Here is a 19,970-nt window from a genome sequence, read left to right as displayed (position 1 = left end):
TAAGGATAGTTTACTCCGTGAAGGGACTTTTGTCTGATGAAGATTGTGCGAATTATTGCTCAGGTGGTACTGCTGTACTTATTCTCCCTGGCTGGCGAGGCTGTGAAGCAGCTTTTGCATCTTCCCATACCGGGAAGTATTATCGGCCTGTTGCTTCTTTTTATTCTGCTGCTGTGCCGGGTTGTGCCTGTCCGATGGATTGAGCACGGGTCTGCGGCGATCTTGGCGTATCTTCCCTTATTTTTTATTCCCGCGACAGCTGGTATTGTCGATCACTTAAGTCTGTTTAGCGGAAAAGGGCTGCTGCTGATTGTAGTGCTGGTCTTGAGTACGGCAGTCACAATTGGTGCGGCGGCGCATTCCAGCAGATGGTTTGCCAGATGGAGCATGGATGTACAAAGGGCCCTGCCAGGTACGGAAGAGAAAGGGAAGGAAGCTTGATGATTCTGACTGCGATTGCAATTGTATTTGCCAATGTAAGCATATATGTGGTGATGGCCTTGATCTATAAAAGATTTCGCATCCCTGTTCTAATGCCAGCCTTAACTGCGACGTTCCTGGTCGTCGTCCTGCTGCTGTACTTTGAAATTCCCTACGAGACTTACATGATCGGCGGACAGTGGATTAACAAGCTGCTGGGTCCCGCAGTGGTCTCTTTAGCATATCCGCTCTATAACCAGCGTCATGTGTTGCGCCGTAACCTTCCAGCGGTTCTGGGAGGTACATTAAGTGGTCTTCTGGTAGGGATGTTCAGCGGAATCCTGCTGGCTCTGCTGATGGGGTTTCCGAAGCAGTATATTCTTTCACTTCTGCCTAAGTCCATCACGACGCCGGTAGCGATCCAGATCTCTGGCAGCTTGGGAGGGGAGTCGTCCCTGACCTCTGTCTTTGTCATGATTGCCGGATTTACCGGTGCCATTGCCGGCCCATACATCCTGAAGCTGTTCAGAGTCCGCAGCGAGATCGGGATTGGAATTGGTCTAGGAACGGCTTCACATGCACTGGGAACGGCTAAGGCGCTGGAATATGGGGAACAGTCCTTGTCCATGAGCTCGGTCGCGATGACCGTGTGCGCTATTGCTGGCTCCTTTACTGCTCCACTTGTAGCCTGGCTGCTGTACCACTAGCAACATGGAAAACGGGTACCGTCCTAATAATAAGGAGGGTACCCGTTTTCTTGTTCACTTATTTGAACAGAAGTGTCTGGATCGCATGACCCGGAATGGAGGTCTCAGCCAGCTGTTCACGGCAACGGAGGGTGAACGGCAGCTCATTGTCTGTCCGGTTCATGACGACAACAGCAATGGTTCCGTCTGGGTTGCGGAACGCTGTTGTCTCCAGATGATCGGTGTACTTGGAGCTTCCAATGCGCTTAGCGCCTGGACGAATATATTTACTGAAATGCCCGATGTAATAGTAGGAGCTCTCGAAGATGAGTTCATCCTGTACGGTGTCGCCAATAATCGGGGCGTCGCAGAAGTTGCCTACATGGTTAGGACCACCTTGCTCGTCGAGCAGGATATTCCAGTCGGTCCAAGTAGACATCCAATTGTTCAGGTTACCGATGATGTCATGGCCATAACGCTCGCCTGTCTTCCAGGAACCGAGGTGAACGCCACCTTCCTGACAGCCTTCGCTGAAGAAGAGTTTCTTATCCGGGAAGCGGTCATGTACCGCAGACAACGCTTCAAAGTGATCTCCGGAGTACCAGTGGAAGCAGATGCCCCAGATGTACTTGGATGCAGCCTGGTCTTCAAAAGCAACCTTGGCACGGTCATAGACCCGTTCCTTGTTGTGATCCCAGATCAATACCTTAACGTGGGACAGGCCGGCTTTCTCCAGTGCAGGTCCGAGGTAATCGCGGACAAAATCCTTTTCTTCCTCAGCGGTGTAGATACAGGAATCCCAAATTTGTTGTGCTTTGGCTTCATTCTGTACGCTGACTCCCCAGATATCGATGCCTTCTTCGGCATAGGCCTGGATGTATTTAACGAAAAGATTGGCCCAGGCTTCTCTGTATTCCGGTTTGAGCTTGCCGCCATTGTTCATTTCACCATTCGTCTTCATGAAGGCTGGGGGGCTCCATGGTGAGGAGAAGAGACGGAAATCTGTACCTACTGCATTGGAAGCGCGCTTGATCAGCGGAATAATGGACGTGTGGTCACGGGAAATATCGAAAGTTGCTAACTCGGCATCTTGCTCTTCTACATAAGTGTAGTTGCCTAGTGAGAAGTCACAGCTTTGAATATGTGAGCGGCAAAGGGTGTAGCCAATGCCTTGCTCCCGATCGAAATAAGCATCAATGACTTTCTTCTGATTCTCTTCGCTTAGCTTGGCCAACGTTACTGCCGAAGCTTCGGTAAGCGCACCGCCAAAGCCTTCAATTTCCTGATATTCAAGATCATCATAAATATTGATCAGCGTGTTTTCTTTTTCCTCAGTGTCAGGAATGAAGGTAAGCGCTTGCTTTTCTGTCAGTCGATCTGCAGTATCTTTAGCGGTCTGGATGACGCGAATAGTTCCTTGGCTCATAGTGACGATAACCTCCTAGGTAATTTCATAAATTTATTATAGGAGGAATTCCGGCCTCCTTTGAAGAAACAATATGGCTAATAACCTCATCAATCTGGTCATGAAAGTGTAAAGAAAAGAGGAGTAACTATGGAAAAAATTGGCGTAAACATACAGCTCAGCGCCTACGTCAGCCATGATCAGCCCTTTCGGCAGTTATTCCGAAACGGTCTCGAAACCTATATCATCCGGCTCCAGGTAGAAGGCGAGTCCGAAGCGCTGATCGACGGCAAGATGGTGACCGTCCTCCCTGGGGACATGCTTTTATTCCCTCCGGGGGAGATCTACGATCTGCGGATCGGAGAGAAGCAAAGTCCGCTGGGCCACAGCGGCGATTATTTTGTCATGTGTACGGGTGACTGGGTGGATTACTGGTGGAACAAACGCGAGCGCCCGAAGAAGATCAGAATTGCTGATGTCGGCAAAATACACAGTGTATGGCAGCAGCTTATCCTTGAACAAAGAAGATTGGACGGAGGTAACGCGGAAATTCTTGAGGCCTTATTCAAGGCTTTATGTCTGCTTCTCGACCGGGCCATTGAAGAGGCACCTGTGACCTCATCCGCATCCCTGCTGCTTGCCCTTAAAATGAAAGGTTACATCGAAGAGCATGCTACCTCCGTCATTCGTCTAGAGGATGTGGCCTCCCATGCCGGGATCAGTCCGACAAGAGCCGTGCATCTGTTCAAGGCCCAGTTTGGTTATTCCGTGATCCAATATGCCAAGCAAATCCGTCTGGCCATGGCCCTGAGCCTTATGGATAACAGCAACTACACTCTGGAACGTATCGCAGAAGAATGCGGCTTTGGCAGTTACACGTATTTTCATAAGGTGTTCCGGGAGCGTTACGGTGTATCCCCTGGCGTGTACCGACGACGGGAATAGTTTCAGGGGCTGGAGTGAAACAACGCATGGCGTACCTAGTGTTCGCACGAAGTTGGATCTTCATACAATACAGCCCTATCCGCACGCTGAAAATAACCAAAAAACCGGCCTTATTGGCCGGCTTCTGTGTCTATGCGGCAGCTTTCTGTAGAAAGCTGTTTTATTTTATATTCCTCGCCCCAATCCTTCATAAGCATTATGATCGGAGTTAAGGTTCTTCCAAATTCGGTCAACGAATACTCCACTTTAGGAGGAACCTGATGGTACACTTCACGGTGCACTACACCGTCTTCTTCTAATTCACGAAGCTGCAGGGTCAGCATCCGCTGGGTAATTCCTGGACAGATTCGGCGGAATTCGCTGAATCGTTTGGTCCCATCCATTAGATGATACAGCAAAATTCCCTTCCATTTGCCACCGATGACATTCAGTGTATGTTCTACTGGGCAAGCCTGCCCTGTGTCCAGTGAGATATCGTCGCTAAAGCGGCTTTTTCGATTAGGCATGAGATCTTCTCCCCTTGGTATCATTTTATATACTACACCACATTAATGTGCGTACTTATAAAAATGAAGTATATAACTTAATATTAAAACTGTGATCGGTTATACGTCAATTCAATGAGAAGAAGAGAGGGATCAATAGTGGAAACAACATCTGTGAAAAAAGAAATCCTGTCAGCTTACAACTTCAGACATGCGACCAAAGAATTTGATGGTAGCAAAAAGATCAACGATGAGGATTTTGAATTTATATTGGAGACAGGACGATTGTCCCCAAGCTCCTTTGGCTTTGAACCATGGAAATTTGTGGTGGTTCAGAACCCGGTACTCCGTGAGAAATTGTATGACTATGCCTGGGGAGCGCAGAGACAGCTGCGGACGGCGAGCCATTTCGTACTTATTTTGTCCAGACTGCCTAAAGATCTGTTTCCTAACTCCGATTATCTCAGTGGACTAATGCAAAATGTTCAAAACATGCCACCTGAGGCCTTCGAGGGAAGGAAAAACAGGTTCGATGCGTTCCTGGAAAATGATTTTGAACTGAAAGATAATGAACGGGTGCTATTTGAATGGGGTTGCCGACAATCCTATATTGCGCTAGGCAATATGATGACGGCTGCAGCGCAAATTGGAGTGGACTCCTGTCCCATTGAGGGCTTTAACAAACGTAAGATTGAAGAAATCCTGTCCGCAGAAGGAATTATGGACGCCGATCACTTTGGCATTTCCTGTATGGTGGCGTTTGGCTATCGGCTTAACGATCCACGCGTGAAGATACGGCAAGACGCTGGTCAGGTAATCCAGTGGGTGTAAGAAAATGATATCAAGAACAGGCCGGAAAACTCCGTGCCTGTTTTTTTTATGAGACTCTCCAATCTTTATCCAAAATTATGTATTTATTCTGTTCCTTGATATATAATTTCATGACCATCATGATTATGGAGGTGTACACATGTACTTAACGACAGATACCCAATCCCTGCGGGTGTATGAAGCACTCGCCAGCGAAGTCCGTCTGCGGATTGTAGATCTGCTGGGTGAGCGGGAAATGCATATCAAGGAGCTGGCTGCAGAGCTTCATCTCAGCAGCGCAATTGTCAGTTCTCATGTAGTCAAATTGCAGAAAGCAGGCATTGTCAGCTCCAAAATGAGACGGATCGACGGGGGTACCTATAAATATTGTTCGCTGTCTGCGAACTATTTTCTGGTGAAGCTGGCCGGGGCAAGTGCAGTTGCCCGAAAAGTCGTCGAGGTGTCCGTCCCTGTCGGGCATTACACCGATCTGCAAGTCGCTCCTGGCTGTGGAATAATGGGCACTGATAAAGTGGTGGGCTACTGTGATGATGATACACGGAGGTTCAGAGACCCATGCCATGCTGATACAAGTGTCCTGTGGCTTGATAAGGGATACGTGGAATACAAAGTACCTAATTATCTTTTCAGGGACATCGCTGTGCAGGAGATTGAAATCTCCATGGAAATCGGCTCCGAGGCGTCGCATGTGAACGAGAAATGGCCGACAGACATTATCTTTACACTGAACGACAGAGATTTGGGGAGATGGACCGGACCTGGAGAGTCAAGCAAACTGAGGAATTCCCTGACCGCGGATTATTGGAAGAATGAAGTGAACCGGCGGGGGCTGCTAAAAGTGCTGCGGATTAACGCCAGCGGCACATTCATGGATGGACAACAGATTTCCGAGGTGACGCTGGCTGATATTTGCTGGCATCACGAGCAATGGACATTCAGGGTTACGGCTGCAGAAGTGAACCGAAGGCGGGGCCGACTGGCATTATACGGCTGCGGAAGCGGAAATTACGAGCAGGATATTGTGTTCAGAGTCTACAGCGAATGAGCCTATGAAGAAACTGCGATGCAATTGTTTTGTCGTTGCTGTTCGCACAGTTGTCAACGTCCAGGACTCCTCGGCGTTCCCAAGATCATCCGTCCGGAGCGTCATTGCGCCATGTTTGGAAACAACCTCAACGGGTAACGATAACTAAGAACCAACATCGTACAGCCCAAAAGGAGGATTCCACATGACGGATCATATTCAGAATGAAGCGGACATCCGCAATAAGAAAAATAAATCCGGCGATTCACTGGCGGAAATCAAGAAGATGGAGAGTGGGGTCGACATCGAGCCGCAGGCAGACGACTGGGTCGCTAAACCTGCGGAATCCGCGCATCCTGACCCGCTTCCAAAGAATCAGCACTAAGAACGCCGAACAGGCCATCCATATGGGTGGTCTGTTTTGTTATGCTTACAGCAAAAGGAAATGTGCCTAAAGCAGCCTGCCGATGAGGGTGATGTCTTTTTTGTGCGGAAGCGAAGGCATTGCAGAATATTGCCAGTGAAAGAAAGGCATACTATGCCCCGATGTTCATTCACCAGATGTACAGTCAGGGGGCGAGTTCCATTTCAATTTTCACTCGAACGCCGTTTATCTCATTATATAACTACGGGCCAGTTGCTGTGGTTAGCGAGTACTTTTTTTACTTTATGATGTATTCCTTTCTGGGCTGGGTACTCGAAGGAACCTACAATTTATATAGCCAGGGCACCTTTCACAAAGAAGGTTTTCTGCGAGGTCCATTCAAACCGATGTACGGCTTGGCTCCGCTATTGTTGCTGGCTGTTCGGGACTTGGAAGTATCGCTTCCAATATTCCTGTTGTGTGCCTTACTGATACCGTCAGCGGTTGAATACGCTAGTGGTTGGTTGCTGCAAAAAGCTTTTCACAAGCAATGGTGGGACTACTCCGGTATGTCTTACCAGCTTCACGGACATATTTGCCTGCGCTTTTCTTTATACTGGTGGATGTTGTCCATTGCTTGTATGTATGTGCTTCAGCCGCTCATGGTGTTGTTGTACCGTCAGGTGGGGGTGGTATGGCAGATAGCCATGCCGCTAGTGATCCTGTTATTTAGCGCAGATCTGCTATGGACCTGCTGGACCCGAGGTCGGGGGCAGAAAGAAGTGGAGCTTGGAGAGGGATGAAGGTTCTACTAAGATATAATGTCATGCAAGGCGAATACTCTTCATAATAATGAGAGGCTGGGCTTAACGATCAAAAGGGAACCCTGTACAAAGGTACAGGGCTCCCTTTTTTCATATTATTTATACGTATTCTGCTCATTCTTCTGGAATTTCTGATCATCACTACTGATCATTTCTTTCCGATGGTCCTTTTTCTTTTGTCCGAGCTGCTGGGCCTGCTGGCTTGTCACAGGTGTCGTTTCAAGGTCACTTACTGTGTTGATCAGGTTTTTATCCGGTTTGACTGGACTCATTGTGTAATCCTCCCTGGCATCGAATGATTGGCATGGTGCTTATCTATTGTGGCAGTAATCAGCCTGGAGTATGCAAATTCACGATAACAGGTGAGCGTTTTGTATGCTCTTGAACCGGTGGGAGAAAAAGTTAAGATGAACAAGGTCAACCGTGGGGCTTTGTCTAATATACATAGATAGTAGTTTAATTAAGGTCACGTCATAAACCCAAAGGATGGTTAGCCATGCCAATGTCTGAGTACTATCAAGGATTACGGGAAAAGATCGGACCAGAGTTGCTACTAATTCCCTCAGTAGCGGCCGTCATAAGAAATGAAGAAGATGAGATCTTGTTTATCCGCAAGCCGGGCGAGACACTATGGGGTCTGCCAGCAGGTGCCATCGAACCGGGAGAGAAACCATCTCGTTCTATACGCAGAGAGGTGTATGAAGAGACGGGACTCATGGTTAATCCGAACCGGATGATCGGCGTGTTTGGCGGTGAGAAATTTAGATTTGAGTATAACAATGGTCATCAGGTGGAGTATCTGGCCATGGTATTCGAATGTTCAATGATCAATAGAACGCTTGTGGGACTGGATGGAGAGGCGGAGGAACTGAAGTTTTTTAAGGAAGAAGAACTGCCTGAGCTAGCGATTCCTTATCCGAAAGAGATTTTTGCAAAGAACAGTTCTTCCTTAAAGCCGATATTTGAATAAAGCATCATTTGTTAGTAGAAGCCATGGACATCGATTTGGAGGCAATGATGAAAACATATACTTATAGGTATTTATATCATGTGGAGAACTAAACTAATCTACCTTGCCGCCGTTCTGCTCGTCATCGGGCTTGGCCTTGGCTCTAGAGCGTTTGCGGATGTGTTGCCGCTGTTTATCTCCAGGCATTTTGGTGATGCGCTATGGGGCAGTATGGTCTACTTTGGTTTCCGGCTGCTATTAACTAGACGACAGCTCTTGCTCTCCTTCTGGCTAAGTCTGCTGTTCAGTTATGGTATTGAATTCAGCCAGTTATATCAGGCGGACTGGATAAACAGCATACGCGCTACTGTACTGGGAGGCCTGGTATTAGGAAAAGGGTTCCTATGGATTGATCTACTCAGGTATACTATCGGAATTACTGTCGTCTTTGTTCTGGATAGAGCGATCTCGCAAGCTTATAAAGTCAAGCATTGGAGATGAATGAGAACATGACCAACAGTCTAATTATTGTATGCCTGCTCACCTTGATCATCCATACCGCGGAGACTCTATCCTATTCGATTAGATTTGCCGGGGTGAGACTAAACAAAATTGCGATTGCCTTATCCCTGACTGGAATCATTGTTCTAGTATCCAGAACGGCCAATATGATACAGGCCCCGCTGACAGCTAAATTCGTCGATTATGCCAAGGTGAATCCCCATTTCCCGCTGCTTAACTATTTAATGATTATTATGCTGGCTTCATCTCTGGGCACCTTAATTGCTATAGCTGTCTTTCCGACATTTGTGGGACTGTTCGAGAGGGTCATCTCCAAGCTGGAAATCGAAGGGTCAATTCCTAAGCTGCTGAACAGTGTCACGATAAGCCAGCTCAAGAACACCCGAAAGTACATAAGAAAACCAAAAGTAAGATTTTACAGCTTCAGGTATCTGGGCATTCCTAAACGTTTTATCGTCATGAATATCTTCGTTACGGCCTTCTACACCGTAGGTGTGCTGTCTTCGCTCTATGCTGCACATCTCGTTCCACAGTTCAGCACGACTGCCTCACAGGCATCAGGACTTATTAACGGGCTCGCAACGATTATGCTTACAGTATTCATTGACCCGCAGCTGGGGATTATTACGCACAAGGCCACTCAGCATGCCGAATATCGGGATCAGCTCGGGAAAATATATGTTGTGCTGATGGGCTCAAGATTCCTGGGCACCTTACTTGGCCAAGTTGTGTTGTATCCTGCTGCGCTCTTCATAAGCATGTTGGTCAAGCTAATCTGAAAATAAAATGTGGCCGCATAAATAGCCCATCAGCACCGGTGTTTATTTGGGAAGTTTCAGCTCCGCTGCACGGAGCAGGGTGGAGATCTGCTTCTCCCAGCCTATCAGCTTCAGTTGCAAGGCTTGAACGATTTTCATCTGGGCAAAAGAGGTTTCCATTCCGGCAGCAGCACCGGGTGCGTCACCTTGCTTCATTCCTGCCTGATAGCGCTTATGCGCTTCTGTGCGAAGCCTTTGTGCAGCAGTAAGCTCTTTATTCCCGGCGGTGGTCTCCTTCCGAAGTGCTGATATAGCTGCTAGAGTTTCCCTCGCTGGCTGGGTCTTGTCAGTGGTCTGCTTTCGGGCTACCGCCAATGCTTCAGATTTAGCTTTGATCTCTGCTTGTGCCGCTGCAGCCGCTGCTTTGAGCTTGTTGCGCTGCAGATCGAGGACCGTGGCATTCTTTAGATCTTTGGCTTTGCGTGCAGCCGCCGCCTGTTGTCCTAGTGTCTTATACTTCTCCAGCAGTGGCGTATGTTTCTTACGTACTGCATCGGCCTGCAGCTTCAAGTTGTCGATTAGAACCTGGTCGGTGGAATTGAGCTTCCCCTGGATTGCCTTCAGCTCGTCATTGTTCTGCTTGCGCAGCTTCTGGAGGATTCCTGTATTCAGTGTGATGTTTTCCTGCAAGGCAGAATAGTCGTTGTACAGATTACTAATCCGTTCCAGCGCCATGTCCCAATCTGATGCTGCCGCTTTGGCTTGAGGCAGATGCAGAAAAAGCAGGGATAGAGTTAGTAAAATAGCGGCAGCGAACGTTCGGTATACCGTTATTCCCTTTGTAACCGCTAAGCGATTCCCCTTTTTGTTACCTGCTTCGTCTGCAATCATTGGCTCCCACATTGATCTCAACCTCTTTTCTGAAATAGTAGTAGGCACAAAAAAAAGCACCCCCAAGAAAGGCATTTCTGCCTGTCCTGCGAGGTGCTTCGCCCGCAAATCTATCATATTTATGTTTTTACTATAACTTGAAAATTACTGGATAGTCAATCAGAAAATAGAACATTTGTTTTCTTTTTGATCATGAAATATACTTTTGTTAACATAAAATAACCTATTGATAAAGGAGGGCCAGGATGACTCCCTACCAAGAACGTTCGAAGGAACAGGTAGCCCTGATAACCGGAAGCTCCAGCGGCTTTGGGCTGCTGACAGCTATTACGCTTGCCAAGAAAGGCTTCAAAGTGGCTGCAACCATGCGAAATCTCAGCCGCAACAGTGAGCTTGAGCAACGTGCCCGGCAGGAGGGCGTGCTGGATAAGCTGTACTTTATACATATGGATGTAACAGACCAGGCTTCCATTGATATGGCTGTGGCTAAAGTGACCGCAACTTTTGGAAGAATAGATGTGCTGGTGAACAATGCAGGATACGCTGTGGGTGGATTCGTGGAAGAAGTGACAATGGACGATTGGCGCGGGCAGATCGAGACGAACCTGTTCGGTCTTATTGCTGTAACTAAGGCAGTGCTGCCGCTGATGCGTAGACAGGAAAGCGGGACAATTATCAACGTTGGAAGTATTAGCGGTCTGTCTGGATTCCCCGGATATGCGCCTTACGCTGCATCCAAATTCGCGGTGGAAGGTTTCAGTGAAAGCCTGCGCCACGAAATGTCGCCGTTTGGCATCAAGGTTGTCATCGTTGAACCGGGCTCATTCCGCACCGCCATCTGGGGCAAAGGACTGGACAGCATTACCACCCGCCCCGATTCACCGTACAGAGAGCGGCTCGATGCCGTACTGAGCTACACCAGAAAGACCGCAGAATCGGCCCCTGATCCGCAGCAGGTAGCAGATTTAATCGGGAGGATTGCAGGAATGTCTTCACCACGGTTACGTTATCCGATTGGAAAAGGAACGCGTATCCTGAGGTGGGCCAAGACGCTTCTGCCCTGGAAGTGGCTTGAAAGAATCATAGATATGAATTTGAAGAAGTAGTGAAGTTTTGTGTTTTTTGGGCTGAATAAGGTAAACTATCATATATGGATTTGATATTTAACAGAAAGAATTGAGGTATGCTGATGCCGAAGCCTTTGGAGCTGCATATATGTTTTGATGAGCGAGGATTTGAGATTGAGGTTCTGGATGTAACCCCGGTAGACCGGGACATGTACCGAATAGAAGAGACACCGATTTTTAATCCTGGCGTATCTATGGGGGATGTAATCCGGCTAAAGGAAGAGCGGGGTGTCTACTACTATCAGGAGACTGTACGGAAATCGGATTTAAAAAGATATGCCTGGTTGCTAACCCAAGATACCGCGTATTCACCGATTCTGGCCGCCTTCAAGCAGCGGGTTAATGGTGCTGGTGGAAGCTGGGAGCAGATTTTTGGCGGATTGGTCGTAATACATATTCCGCAGGACTCTGTGCTGGATGTGGAAGATGAAATGAACCGCATTATTGAATGCTTTGGAGAATGAAGAGCAAAGAGCTAATTATAGAGATTGGTGAGGTGAATAATCATGATGAAATATGCCAAGCAATGGGTGCCGACACTCGTGATTGCCCTTGTAGTTTCCTTATTCCTGAGAACCTATGTCGCTGAAGCGATGAAGGTCCCTACCGGGTCGATGATTCCGACCATCCAGATCAATGACCGTCTTATTGTTGAGAAACTGCTGTGGATGACTTCACTGGAGCATGGCGATATTGTGGTTTTCTACCCGCCGGTGCCGGGCGATGAAGGTAAACGCTATGTTAAGCGGCTTATCGGACTTCCTGGTGATACAATAGAGATCAAGGAGGGGGCTTTGTACAGAAACGGCCTCAAGGTAGATGAGCCTTATCTGAAAGAGCCGATGAACTATAGCTTTGGACCGGTTACGGTCCCGGCGGATCATTATTTCTTCCTCGGAGATAACCGGAATATCAGTTATGACGGCCATTTATGGGAGAAGCCGTTTGTTGCCAAGGATCAGTTGATTGGAAAAGTGATTGCGGAAATTCCGACTCACCTACTTTTTCAGCGTTAACGGCGTTCCCGGGTCAGATAATGTATATGTAAAAATGATAAAGTAACCTCTGGAATCTTCTTAAGAGGTGAGGATGAGATGCTGGATCCATTTACAAAGAAACGTATAGAGAAAATCATGGATCATTATATAAAAGTCCAGAACTCCGGGCGCTCTAACCCGCAGCGTAAACTCAAGTATCGGATACATGAGGATACGGTAACACTGCTGGATGAGCGTCCGATTCTTCTGAATGGGCAATGGATAGAATGGGGTATTGCCCAATTTTGCAGGAGTGATCAAGGTTGGGGCATTTACTGGCGGGACCTGAAGAACCACTGGCATGTTCTGGACAATGTTAAGCCCGACGCTGATTTTGAGAAACAGCTAAAGATTGTAGAGCAAGATTGCCAGGGGATCTTCGGAGCCTGAACGACTGCTGCAATTTTGTTATCGTAGATCGAGAGCCAGTTCCGGTTATTGGATGGGGTAGTCCGCCACGACGACATTATCCAGGATGTCTGTCAGCATTTGCACAAATGCTTGATGTTTCGGATGAGGGCCGTATTGGCGCAGGGCTTCCTTATTTTCAAAAGTTACCCGTAGTCCCAGTGTATAACCACGCATATTGTCTGTTTCCTCAGTCTCATTCACGCCGGCTGTAATTTGCACAATGCCCGGAATTTCCCCTTTAAAAGATAATAAAGTCTCCACAAGCTGAGGTCCTGTCGCTGGATCATAGTTGGCATTGAATTTAAAAAGAACCAAGTGTTCGAACATTGTAAAAACTCCTTTATACATGAAGTGTAGGGCTAATGGACGTTGCTGCTCTAGCTTACCACAAAGAATTTTGTCAACAAAACCTGAAAAACGCGAGATAAGGCTAACTTCTCTCTTTGATATGGGTAGTGCTGCTAAAGTCGGGATACTTTGGACCTAGTCTACGGCGTTTATGTGACTTTCACCATATTGTCAGGCCAAACGTTAATAGACTATGATCAAGTAAAAGCAACAGGAAAAAATTCCTATACATAAGAAGGGGTGCTGATTCTTGAAAGTTCATGTCACGGATCTAAAACACGGCGACTGTCTTCTGACAGACACTTTCAATAGTGTTGGTCTGCACGTGCTCCCGAAAGGGACTGTCGTCCAAAGTGAAGAAATCACCATCCTCATCCGGCACAAGATTGATTATGTGGATATTGAGCCGCGCTCCATGCAACTGGGGGGGCAAGTCAATAATCTAGGGCAGAATCTGAAAGCCAATCTGGATCTTACAATCCAGAACTACGAAGCCATTTTTCTGGAAGCACTTGCCAAGGGCAGTTTCACCCAAAGCATGGTTGACAATACGCTTCAGCCCTTACTAGAGAGTCTGGATGAGCAAAAGGATGTCGTTTCGCTCCTGCTTTTGTTTGAACGTGACGACGTAGATACATACAATCATTCCCTGCAAGTCGGATTACTATCGTATTATATCGCTTCCTGGATGGGCCATTCCAAGGCAGAGCGATATGAGATCAGCAGAGCAGGTTATCTGCATGACATTGGTAAAAGCCAGGTTCCGGCTGGAATTCTGCATCATACTGGCGCTCTAACGCCTTCACAAGAGGAAGAATTGAAACGTCACACTACATACGGCTACGAGATTATTCGTGAATCCATGAAGGATGAAACTACCGCTCTAGTGGCCCTCCAGCATCACGAGTTCGAAGATGGCAGCGGCTATCCGGGCAAACTGCACAAGAATGATATTCACCCCTATACACGGATCGTGTCTGTCGCCAACACTTACATGGGCATGACGGCTGCGAGAGCCAATCAACCTAAGCAAGGCCTTGTTACTGTACTGCGTAAGGTGCATGAGCTTGGGTTTGGCAAGCTGAACGGGAATGCAGTACAAGCGTTGACAGGACACCTGCTGCCTAACTTTGTCGGGAAGACAGTACAACTCAGCAATGGGGAGATGGGTACCATTGTCATGAACAATCCGCTGGACATGTTCAAACCGCTGGTGAAGGTGGATGAATCTTTTAGAGACTTGTCCAAAGAACGTAATCTGTCTGTTGAAGAAGTCTTTATCTAGTATGCTATGAAAATAAAGCTGTCCTTTGGTCTAACGACTAGAAGGGCAGTTTTATTGCTTTAAACCCCTTTTTCTTCCAAATTTGAATTCCGGTAGCGGATTGGCTATGATTAATTCATAACCTGATGAAGGAGATTTCCATGAAGACCGAAGATCAAATTGAGAAAATGAAGAGATTCCGTAACGAAATTACCCGGTTTATGCTGCTCTACAAGTTCGCACTGGATGAAATGGAGACCAAGGTTGAAATTCTGAAGCAGGAATTCCAGTCACTTCATGACTATAGTCCCATCGAGCATACGAAATCACGGTTGAAGTCTCCTGAGAGTATTATGAATAAAATGCTGCGCAAGAACTGCGAGATCTCGCTGGCCTCGGTGAAGCGTGATATTAAAGACATTGCGGGCCTGCGTATTACCTGCTCTTTTATTTCTGATATTTATCATGTTAGCGAGATGCTGCAGAAGCAGGATGACTTGACGGTGCTGGAGATCAAGGATTATATCAAGAATCCCAAGCCCAACGGCTATCAAAGCCTGCATCTGCTGATTCAAGTTCCGGTATTTATGTCCGACGGTCAGGAACTGGTGTGTGTCGAAGTACAGATCCGTACCATTGCTATGGATTTCTGGGCTAGCCTGGAGCATAAAATCTTCTATAAATACAACCAGTCCGTTCCCGAGCGCCTCACTCTCGAATTGAAACAGGCTGCTGAATCTGCGAACATGCTGGATGTGCAGATGGAACGACTACATCGCGAGATTAAGGAAATCAAGGATGCACAGGGTGAGGACGACATGATAGAAGACCTGAAGCGGATTATTATCAATAATCAGAAAATTGCCTTGCCTTCCGGCTTCCTCAAACTTTTAGGCGAATAACAAGACTTGTCTTTCTAACAGTCTCAATAGTGAGCAGAGCAGCGATTCTCCCGTTGGGGGATCGCTGCTCTGCGTTTTGGGTTATCATGGCTGAGAGCGTATAAGATAGATATGGCATTTTTTTCTTACCGTTCATGTGATGCTTTCGTTTATAATAAAATTAATCAAATTAACCATTGTTTTATTGTAAGGGTCACGTAAAAACACAGGGGGTGCAGGATGCCTTTACACCAAGAAGCCCATTTGGGTCGCAGACAAAAAATAGGCCTTACAGCGCTCCTCATTGGCTTGGTAACAATGGTCTTTGTCCTAACCTCAGCTATTCTTTTGATTGCATCTTACCAATCCGAGAAGGAATCCCTGACCGAAACGACATTGAATCTGAACTACGCGAATGCAAGTCGGATGAGTCAAACGGCAGAGTCACTCTTTCAATCCATGCTCAGCACCCTGGATTTTAGTGCGCATAACCTCATGAGTGCAGATGGACCAACGGAAGACCTGTACAATCATTATCTTGAGTTAATGCGACAAAGCAGTAGTTATTTCAATTCGATAGCTTTGGTGAACGAGAACGGGATGATCCGTAATGTGTCTCCAGAATCGCTGGGAACCGCCGGGCTACTGTATACCAGCAAACCAGTATTGGATGCTCTGGCCGCAAAGAAGACTTATATCTCACAGCCGTATATTACGAAAAACACCGCAAAAATGACTATGTTCATAAGCGAGCCCTTATTCGACAGTAAGGGGAGATATCAGGGGATGCTGGGTGCTACCGTATACCTTGAGGATAAGAATATCTTCAGTATGATTTTTGAAAATAATGAGAGGGATGAGACCGGCTCATATTATTATATCGTGGATTCTAAGGGGCATCTGCTGTATCACCCGGATAAAACGCGAATCGGTGAGGATATCAGTACTAATAAAGCGGTTGTGGAGCTAATGAAAGGTCACAGCGGCGAACAAGAGGTTATGAATACCGGCGGTGTGAAAATGCTGGCCGGATATGCTAATGTTCCCACTAGCGGCTGGGGGGTTGTGGTGGTGTCCCCTGTCGAGGTGATCCACAAGCAGATTATAGGCCATATGGAGAAAATCTTTTGGTATACTCTGCTACCTTTCGTGCTGTTGTTGGCCGTTGTAATTGTAGTGGCCCGCAGGCTTGCTAGTCCCTTCGTTTATCTCGCGAATTTGGTAAGCAAAGTCGGGAAGGGAAAGATCGAAATTCCTGCTGCCAGATCCCACTGGAACAGAGAAGCTGATTTGCTGACCAAGACGCTTTTTACAGCTCTAACTGTCATGCAGAAGCAGACGGATCAATTAACACGGCATGCCATGACGGATGCCTTGACCGGCCTTGCAAACCGCAGAGCTCTGGAGCTAATAATGGAGGAATGGATTGCAGAACGTACTCCGTTCTCTCTGATTGTAATGGACGTGGACAAATTCAAATTTGTTAATGATACCTATGGCCATCTCACTGGGGATGAGGTACTGAAGCGTGTTGCCACGGTTCTAGCGGCATCCGTCAGACCAGGCGATATTTGCAGCCGTTATGGCGGAGAGGAGTTTATTATTTTGCTGGCTAATACACGAGCGGAGGATGCTTATATTGTGGCTGAACGCTTCCGTTTAGCGCTGGCAGCAAGCGAGGCCCCAACCGTGACGCCAATAACCGTATCGCAGGGCATTGCCCAGTATCCAACCCATGGACAGTCCAGCGAAATGCTGCTGAGGAATGCGGATCAGGCGCTGTATTATGCCAAAAATACGGGAAGAAATAAAACGATAATCTCCGGCAGTGAATCGGAGCAAGCGTGATTTGTGCATTAACGACAGGATTGGAGGGTATCTTTTGTCGAACGATGTGCAAATTCTGGAGAATCCTGCGAACGCGGGTGCATTGCTTGGTAAGGAAAAGTTTGAAGTGATCGTCCTGCCGCTGCGAATTCGGTCGGATTCCGCGATTGCCCGGGTAATCGCCAGGGTTGGCTGATGGACTGGGCAATATAAAAAATCCGCACCTGGGCCTAGGCAAACACATATCTTACCTTAGAGAGTCCAAAATTGGGATGAACAGAAGGGTAGGAATGTACTTTGACTTCTTATATGGATTATACGTCTCCAGGGACGCAATTTACTGCGGATGTGAACAAAAGCCCGCTTTTCAAAAAAGATGATCGGAACTTTATCAATGTGCTGTCTGTTCAACAATTGAACACGCTGGAGAACACTTCACTGCTGGATATCTTCCTCAGTAAATCCAATGTGGTAGAACCCCATTATCATCAGAATGCGGCAGAACTGGTCTATTGCATCTGTGGTTCGGCTGTGGTTTCACTGATTAATCCGTTCACGAATGAGCTTTTGCACTTTCCGATCACCCCAGGCCAAGTAGCGAATGTTCCGCAAGGCTGGTGGCATTACGAGGTGGCTACGATGGATGACACGCATTTGCTGGCTATTTTTGATGCGCCAATTCCAGAGGTTATCCTGGGTTCGGATATTCTGAAGCTTACTCCGACCAATGTGCTCGCCCATACTTACTGCCTGGATGAAGCTAAAGTAAAAGACGCGCTCGCTCCTATTCAAAAGAAGACTTTCATCGGTCCACCGGTGGGCTGTGTAAAAGGGGCGGTCAAGGGCAAGATGGAGAATGCGATGCCGAATCTCCATCCTCATGGTCAATCTCCTTATGGAGCTAACCCTCAGCAGTATGGTCAATCTCCTCAGCCCCAATGGAATGCACCTCAACAAGGCTGGGCACAGACACCGCAGCCCTATGCACAAGCACCACAGCCCTATGGCCAACCCGTGTATACCCATCAAGTGTATGGACAGAGCAATCGGCAGCAGCCGTATGCACAACAGCAGCCGAACGTACAATACGCCGGAGCACCCGAATCATTCTAACCCTAAGATGTCAAAGGGCGTCCACCAAGCCGGAACAACGGCTGCGGTGACGCCCTTTATTTAGCATAAATGATCTTTAGGATAAAGAAACAAGCACACGTCCGCGGGTCCGGAAATTCAGAATATCCTCCAGCGCTTCAGGCAGTTCCTCCAGGGTCACTTCCCGGTCTACTAGAAGCTCCAGGTCATCAGGTTTTAAATCGCTTGCCATGCGTACCCAGACGCTTGCTCTAGTCTCCGCATCACAGAACACGGAATCAATACCTAGCAGGTTGACTCCCCTAAGGATAAACGGCAGAACGGTAGTCGGTAAGGCGGTCCCTGCGGTCAACCCGCTTGCAGCTACAGACCCTTTGTAAGCGAGCTTGCTCAGGACGGCTGACAGTGTAGTCCCTCCGACAGAATCGACGGCAGCCTGCCATAATTGTCTGTCCAGGGGTTTGGTGGATGTCCCAAGCACATCTTCACGGGAGAGGATTTCCACAGCGCCCAATGCTTGGAGATAGTCTCCGGCCGCGCTGTTTCCAGTACTGGCTGCGACGCTGTACTCCTTGGCAGCCAGCATGGCGATAGCAGCTCCGCCGACACCGCCGGTGGCTCCGGTGACCAGCACTTTTCCTTTTTCAGGAGACATTCCATGCTCTTCCAGTCCTTGAATGGACAAGGCAGCTGTAAAGCCGGCGGTGCCATAGATCATAGCTTCTCTTAAGCTAAGACCGTCCGGGAGGGGGGTGATCCAATCTGCGGGAATACGTGCATACTGGCTAAAGCCGCCAAAATGAGTTACGCCAATGCCATAGCCGCAAGCGATCACGGGCTGGCCTTCGGTAAAACGTTCGTCGCTAGACGAGACTACATAGCCTGACAAGTCTACGCCCGGGATGAATGGATATGATTTGAGAATTTTCCCATCAGGAATGCTGGCTAAACCATCCTTATAGTTTACACTGGAATAAGCGACCTTGATGATAACTTCTCCGGCAGGCAGGTCTGCCAAGGTAAGAGATTTGATGCCGACAGAGAAAGAGTTATCGGTCTTATCAACGATCAGGGCTTGAAATGAGTCTGGTAGTTGTGAGTTCATGTACGAAGGACTCCTTTGCTCGAAGTGAAATGTAAGACAGTTATATAATATTTATTCTGACCGGTCAACTTTTTTATGTCTGTGATATAATATGCATTATTACCCGTTTATTGGAGGTATTATGGTACGTTATAAGAAATCTGAGGAAAAACGCAAGCAAATCCTCTCCGCAGCCTTTCGGGCGTTGGCCGAATATGGATATGATGCCGTGACACTACAAGTCATAGCGGATCACGCCGAGGTGAGCAAGGGGGTAGTACATTACTATTTTGAGAATAAGGAAGCTGTCCTGACGGAGCTGCTGGAGTGGCTGACCGCCAGAATCTATGAAAAAGAACACGCAGCTGTTCAGCGACAGACGACGGCTAGCGGTAAGCTGGAAGCGTACATCGATGCCGTATTCGTTTCCCCGGAGAAGAATCGCTCCTTTTACCGGGTCTACCTGGATTTTCTGGCCCGGGCCAGCCGACTTCCTGTGTACCGTGAGATCAATCAGCGATTCTATGACAACTGTACCCGCATTAGCACAGAGGTGCTGTTGCTCGGTCAGGAGGAGGGGCTCTACGCCGCCCATCTCTCCCCGGATACAACGGCTCCAGTTATCCGGGCCGTGATTGACGGTTGTCTGATTCAATGGCTGATGTCGGATCGGGATGAGCTGCATGCTGTGTTTAAGAAATCCTGTTATGATGCGGTGTGGAATGTGCTTAGTAAGGGACCGGGACCCATTTGAGATTGGGGAGCTTTGCATACTGCACTCAAAGATCCAGGACA

The 19,970-nt window shown here is 47.7% G+C and carries 26 protein-coding genes; 20 read left to right on the top strand and 6 right to left on the bottom strand.

What is annotated here, in order from left to right:
- Positions 1–36: 36 nt before the first annotated feature.
- Positions 37–441 (top strand): CidA/LrgA family protein, encoded by a 405-nt coding sequence (locus tag ACFVU8_RS09090; RefSeq protein ID WP_387426889.1) that lies wholly within the window; start codon positions 37–39, stop codon positions 439–441.
- Positions 441–1,127: an LrgB family protein gene (locus tag ACFVU8_RS09085; RefSeq protein WP_379466382.1), complete on the top strand. Its 687-nt coding sequence runs from the start codon at positions 441–443 to the stop codon at positions 1,125–1,127. The genes ACFVU8_RS09090 and ACFVU8_RS09085 overlap by 1 nt, the downstream gene beginning before the upstream one ends.
- A 58-nt stretch (positions 1,128–1,185) precedes the next feature.
- On the opposite strand, the gene ACFVU8_RS09080 is transcribed toward ACFVU8_RS09085, so the two are convergent.
- Positions 1,186–2,532 carry a glycoside hydrolase family 30 protein gene (locus tag ACFVU8_RS09080; RefSeq protein WP_175374441.1) on the bottom strand — a complete coding sequence of 449 codons (1,347 nt, stop codon included), beginning with the start codon at positions 2,530–2,532 and terminating at the stop codon, positions 1,186–1,188.
- A 129-nt stretch (positions 2,533–2,661) separates the two neighbouring features.
- On the opposite strand from ACFVU8_RS09080, the gene ACFVU8_RS09075 reads away from it, so the two are divergent.
- On the top strand, positions 2,662–3,456 hold the full coding sequence (locus tag ACFVU8_RS09075) for an AraC family transcriptional regulator (protein ID WP_066371368.1): 795 nt from the start codon (positions 2,662–2,664) through the stop codon (positions 3,454–3,456).
- 110 nt (positions 3,457–3,566) lie between these two features.
- Here ACFVU8_RS09075 and ACFVU8_RS09070 read toward each other — a convergent pair whose 3' ends face one another.
- Positions 3,567–3,962: a winged helix-turn-helix transcriptional regulator gene (locus ACFVU8_RS09070; protein ID WP_175374443.1), complete on the bottom strand. Its 396-nt coding sequence runs from the start codon at positions 3,960–3,962 to the stop codon at positions 3,567–3,569.
- Positions 3,963–4,076: 114 nt separating this feature from the next.
- Here ACFVU8_RS09070 and ACFVU8_RS09065 point away from each other — a divergent pair, with 114 nt between their 5' ends.
- The 4 genes from ACFVU8_RS09065 to ACFVU8_RS09050 all read left to right on the top strand — a co-directional run bounded on the left by ACFVU8_RS09065 (position 4,077) and on the right by ACFVU8_RS09050 (position 6,963).
- Entirely contained in the window at positions 4,077–4,772 is a 696-nt protein-coding gene (locus tag ACFVU8_RS09065) for an NAD(P)H-dependent oxidoreductase (protein ID WP_387426887.1), read from the top strand.
- A gap of 139 nt (positions 4,773–4,911) precedes the next feature.
- Entirely contained in the window at positions 4,912–5,817 is a 906-nt protein-coding gene (locus ACFVU8_RS09060; RefSeq protein WP_387426885.1) for an ArsR/SmtB family transcription factor, read from the top strand.
- A 184-nt stretch (positions 5,818–6,001) separates the two neighbouring features.
- Complete coding sequence (locus ACFVU8_RS09055) at positions 6,002–6,181, top strand: hypothetical protein (RefSeq protein ID WP_387426883.1); 180 nt, start codon at positions 6,002–6,004, stop codon at positions 6,179–6,181.
- A gap of 119 nt (positions 6,182–6,300) precedes the next feature.
- Complete coding sequence (locus ACFVU8_RS09050) at positions 6,301–6,963, top strand: putative ABC transporter permease (protein WP_387426881.1); 663 nt, start codon at positions 6,301–6,303, stop codon at positions 6,961–6,963.
- 116 nt (positions 6,964–7,079) lie between these two features.
- Here the strand turns inward: ACFVU8_RS09050 and ACFVU8_RS09045 are convergent, their stop codons facing one another.
- Positions 7,080–7,256, bottom strand: a complete 177-nt coding sequence (locus ACFVU8_RS09045) for a hypothetical protein (RefSeq protein WP_175374447.1) — start codon at positions 7,254–7,256, stop codon at positions 7,080–7,082.
- A gap of 224 nt (positions 7,257–7,480) precedes the next feature.
- On the opposite strand from ACFVU8_RS09045, the gene ACFVU8_RS09040 reads away from it, so the two are divergent.
- From ACFVU8_RS09040 to ACFVU8_RS09030, 3 genes are all read left to right on the top strand, one after another.
- Positions 7,481–7,954 carry an NUDIX domain-containing protein gene (locus ACFVU8_RS09040; protein WP_387426879.1) on the top strand — a complete coding sequence of 158 codons (474 nt, stop codon included), beginning with the start codon at positions 7,481–7,483 and terminating at the stop codon, positions 7,952–7,954.
- 78 nt (positions 7,955–8,032) lie between these two features.
- The gene (locus tag ACFVU8_RS09035) at positions 8,033–8,434 is read left to right on the top strand and encodes a ribosomal maturation YjgA family protein (protein ID WP_175374449.1); all 402 of its coding nucleotides are present in this window, start codon (positions 8,033–8,035) and stop codon (positions 8,432–8,434) included.
- Positions 8,435–8,442: 8 nt separating this feature from the next.
- Complete coding sequence (locus tag ACFVU8_RS09030; protein WP_379466325.1) at positions 8,443–9,234, top strand: lipid II flippase Amj family protein; 792 nt, start codon at positions 8,443–8,445, stop codon at positions 9,232–9,234.
- Between the two features lie 42 nt (positions 9,235–9,276).
- Here the strand turns inward: ACFVU8_RS09030 and ACFVU8_RS09025 are convergent, their stop codons facing one another.
- A complete protein-coding gene (locus ACFVU8_RS09025; protein WP_379466324.1) occupies positions 9,277–10,116 on the bottom strand; it encodes a hypothetical protein in 840 nt (279 codons plus the stop codon).
- 233 nt (positions 10,117–10,349) lie between these two features.
- Between ACFVU8_RS09025 and ACFVU8_RS09020 the strand changes: the two genes are divergently transcribed.
- The 4 genes from ACFVU8_RS09020 (at position 10,350) to ACFVU8_RS09005 (ending at position 12,658) form a co-directional block, all read left to right on the top strand.
- Positions 10,350–11,210 carry an SDR family oxidoreductase gene (locus ACFVU8_RS09020; protein WP_379466323.1) on the top strand — a complete coding sequence of 287 codons (861 nt, stop codon included), beginning with the start codon at positions 10,350–10,352 and terminating at the stop codon, positions 11,208–11,210.
- 83 nt (positions 11,211–11,293) lie between these two features.
- A complete protein-coding gene (locus ACFVU8_RS09015) occupies positions 11,294–11,695 on the top strand; it encodes a DUF4265 domain-containing protein (protein WP_379466322.1) in 402 nt (133 codons plus the stop codon).
- A 42-nt stretch (positions 11,696–11,737) separates the two neighbouring features.
- Positions 11,738–12,247, top strand: coding sequence for a signal peptidase I (lepB, locus tag ACFVU8_RS09010; RefSeq protein WP_379466321.1), 510 nt, complete (start codon positions 11,738–11,740; stop codon positions 12,245–12,247).
- A 78-nt stretch (positions 12,248–12,325) separates the two neighbouring features.
- On the top strand, positions 12,326–12,658 hold the full coding sequence (locus ACFVU8_RS09005; RefSeq protein ID WP_379466320.1) for a DUF3024 domain-containing protein: 333 nt from the start codon (positions 12,326–12,328) through the stop codon (positions 12,656–12,658).
- A 45-nt stretch (positions 12,659–12,703) separates the two neighbouring features.
- Here the strand turns inward: ACFVU8_RS09005 and ACFVU8_RS09000 are convergent, their stop codons facing one another.
- Positions 12,704–13,006, bottom strand: coding sequence for a Dabb family protein (locus ACFVU8_RS09000; protein ID WP_379466319.1), 303 nt, complete (start codon positions 13,004–13,006; stop codon positions 12,704–12,706).
- Between the two features lie 271 nt (positions 13,007–13,277).
- Between ACFVU8_RS09000 and ACFVU8_RS08995 the strand changes: the two genes are divergently transcribed.
- The 5 genes from ACFVU8_RS08995 (at position 13,278) to ACFVU8_RS08975 (ending at position 18,112) form a co-directional block, all read left to right on the top strand.
- Positions 13,278–14,312: an HD-GYP domain-containing protein gene (locus ACFVU8_RS08995; RefSeq protein WP_379466318.1), complete on the top strand. Its 1,035-nt coding sequence runs from the start codon at positions 13,278–13,280 to the stop codon at positions 14,310–14,312.
- A gap of 140 nt (positions 14,313–14,452) precedes the next feature.
- Entirely contained in the window at positions 14,453–15,193 is a 741-nt protein-coding gene (locus tag ACFVU8_RS08990; RefSeq protein WP_387426877.1) for a GTP pyrophosphokinase, read from the top strand.
- A gap of 219 nt (positions 15,194–15,412) precedes the next feature.
- Positions 15,413–17,020, top strand: a complete 1,608-nt coding sequence (locus tag ACFVU8_RS08985; RefSeq protein WP_387426875.1) for a sensor domain-containing diguanylate cyclase — start codon at positions 15,413–15,415, stop codon at positions 17,018–17,020.
- A 34-nt stretch (positions 17,021–17,054) separates the two neighbouring features.
- On the top strand, positions 17,055–17,195 hold the full coding sequence (locus ACFVU8_RS08980; RefSeq protein ID WP_387426873.1) for a hypothetical protein: 141 nt from the start codon (positions 17,055–17,057) through the stop codon (positions 17,193–17,195).
- Positions 17,196–17,308: 113 nt separating this feature from the next.
- A complete protein-coding gene (locus ACFVU8_RS08975; RefSeq protein WP_387427229.1) occupies positions 17,309–18,112 on the top strand; it encodes a cupin domain-containing protein in 804 nt (267 codons plus the stop codon).
- Between the two features lie 76 nt (positions 18,113–18,188).
- On the opposite strand, the gene ACFVU8_RS08970 is transcribed toward ACFVU8_RS08975, so the two are convergent.
- On the bottom strand, positions 18,189–19,196 hold the full coding sequence (locus ACFVU8_RS08970; protein WP_387426872.1) for an acrylyl-CoA reductase family protein: 1,008 nt from the start codon (positions 19,194–19,196) through the stop codon (positions 18,189–18,191).
- A 121-nt stretch (positions 19,197–19,317) separates the two neighbouring features.
- Here ACFVU8_RS08970 and ACFVU8_RS08965 point away from each other — a divergent pair, with 121 nt between their 5' ends.
- Positions 19,318–19,929: a TetR/AcrR family transcriptional regulator gene (locus ACFVU8_RS08965; RefSeq protein WP_387426871.1), complete on the top strand. Its 612-nt coding sequence runs from the start codon at positions 19,318–19,320 to the stop codon at positions 19,927–19,929.
- The last annotated feature ends 41 nt before the right edge of the window (positions 19,930–19,970 follow it).

Origin of the sequence: Paenibacillus sp. NPDC058177 (genome assembly GCF_042883835.1) — a bacterium.
In the GTDB taxonomy this organism is placed as follows: domain Bacteria; phylum Bacillota; class Bacilli; order Paenibacillales; family Paenibacillaceae; genus Paenibacillus_AQ; species Paenibacillus_AQ agri.
The sequence above is the reverse complement of the archived record's forward strand: the minus strand, read 5'-3'. Positions and strand labels throughout refer to the sequence as shown.

Coding starts and splice junctions, on each gene's coding strand:
- ACFVU8_RS09090 (WP_387426889.1), top strand. CDS start 37: ATGAAGATTGTGCGAATTATTGCTCAGGTGGTACTGCTGTACTTATTC.
- ACFVU8_RS09085 (WP_379466382.1), top strand. CDS start 441: ATGATTCTGACTGCGATTGCAATTGTATTTGCCAATGTAAGCATATAT.
- ACFVU8_RS09080 (WP_175374441.1), bottom strand. CDS start 2,532: ATGAGCCAAGGAACTATTCGCGTCATCCAGACCGCTAAAGATACTGCA.
- ACFVU8_RS09075 (WP_066371368.1), top strand. CDS start 2,662: ATGGAAAAAATTGGCGTAAACATACAGCTCAGCGCCTACGTCAGCCAT.
- ACFVU8_RS09070 (WP_175374443.1), bottom strand. CDS start 3,962: ATGCCTAATCGAAAAAGCCGCTTTAGCGACGATATCTCACTGGACACA.
- ACFVU8_RS09065 (WP_387426887.1), top strand. CDS start 4,077: ATGAGAAGAAGAGAGGGATCAATAGTGGAAACAACATCTGTGAAAAAA.
- ACFVU8_RS09060 (WP_387426885.1), top strand. CDS start 4,912: ATGTACTTAACGACAGATACCCAATCCCTGCGGGTGTATGAAGCACTC.
- ACFVU8_RS09055 (WP_387426883.1), top strand. CDS start 6,002: ATGACGGATCATATTCAGAATGAAGCGGACATCCGCAATAAGAAAAAT.
- ACFVU8_RS09045 (WP_175374447.1), bottom strand. CDS start 7,256: ATGAGTCCAGTCAAACCGGATAAAAACCTGATCAACACAGTAAGTGAC.
- ACFVU8_RS09040 (WP_387426879.1), top strand. CDS start 7,481: ATGCCAATGTCTGAGTACTATCAAGGATTACGGGAAAAGATCGGACCA.
- ACFVU8_RS09035 (WP_175374449.1), top strand. CDS start 8,033: ATGTGGAGAACTAAACTAATCTACCTTGCCGCCGTTCTGCTCGTCATC.
- ACFVU8_RS09030 (WP_379466325.1), top strand. CDS start 8,443: ATGACCAACAGTCTAATTATTGTATGCCTGCTCACCTTGATCATCCAT.
- ACFVU8_RS09025 (WP_379466324.1), bottom strand. CDS start 10,116: ATGTGGGAGCCAATGATTGCAGACGAAGCAGGTAACAAAAAGGGGAAT.
- ACFVU8_RS09020 (WP_379466323.1), top strand. CDS start 10,350: ATGACTCCCTACCAAGAACGTTCGAAGGAACAGGTAGCCCTGATAACC.
- ACFVU8_RS09015 (WP_379466322.1), top strand. CDS start 11,294: ATGCCGAAGCCTTTGGAGCTGCATATATGTTTTGATGAGCGAGGATTT.
- lepB (WP_379466321.1), top strand. CDS start 11,738: ATGATGAAATATGCCAAGCAATGGGTGCCGACACTCGTGATTGCCCTT.
- ACFVU8_RS09005 (WP_379466320.1), top strand. CDS start 12,326: ATGCTGGATCCATTTACAAAGAAACGTATAGAGAAAATCATGGATCAT.
- ACFVU8_RS09000 (WP_379466319.1), bottom strand. CDS start 13,006: ATGTTCGAACACTTGGTTCTTTTTAAATTCAATGCCAACTATGATCCA.
- ACFVU8_RS08990 (WP_387426877.1), top strand. CDS start 14,453: ATGAAGACCGAAGATCAAATTGAGAAAATGAAGAGATTCCGTAACGAA.
- ACFVU8_RS08985 (WP_387426875.1), top strand. CDS start 15,413: ATGCCTTTACACCAAGAAGCCCATTTGGGTCGCAGACAAAAAATAGGC.
- ACFVU8_RS08975 (WP_387427229.1), top strand. CDS start 17,309: ATGGATTATACGTCTCCAGGGACGCAATTTACTGCGGATGTGAACAAA.
- ACFVU8_RS08970 (WP_387426872.1), bottom strand. CDS start 19,196: ATGAACTCACAACTACCAGACTCATTTCAAGCCCTGATCGTTGATAAG.
- ACFVU8_RS08965 (WP_387426871.1), top strand. CDS start 19,318: ATGGTACGTTATAAGAAATCTGAGGAAAAACGCAAGCAAATCCTCTCC.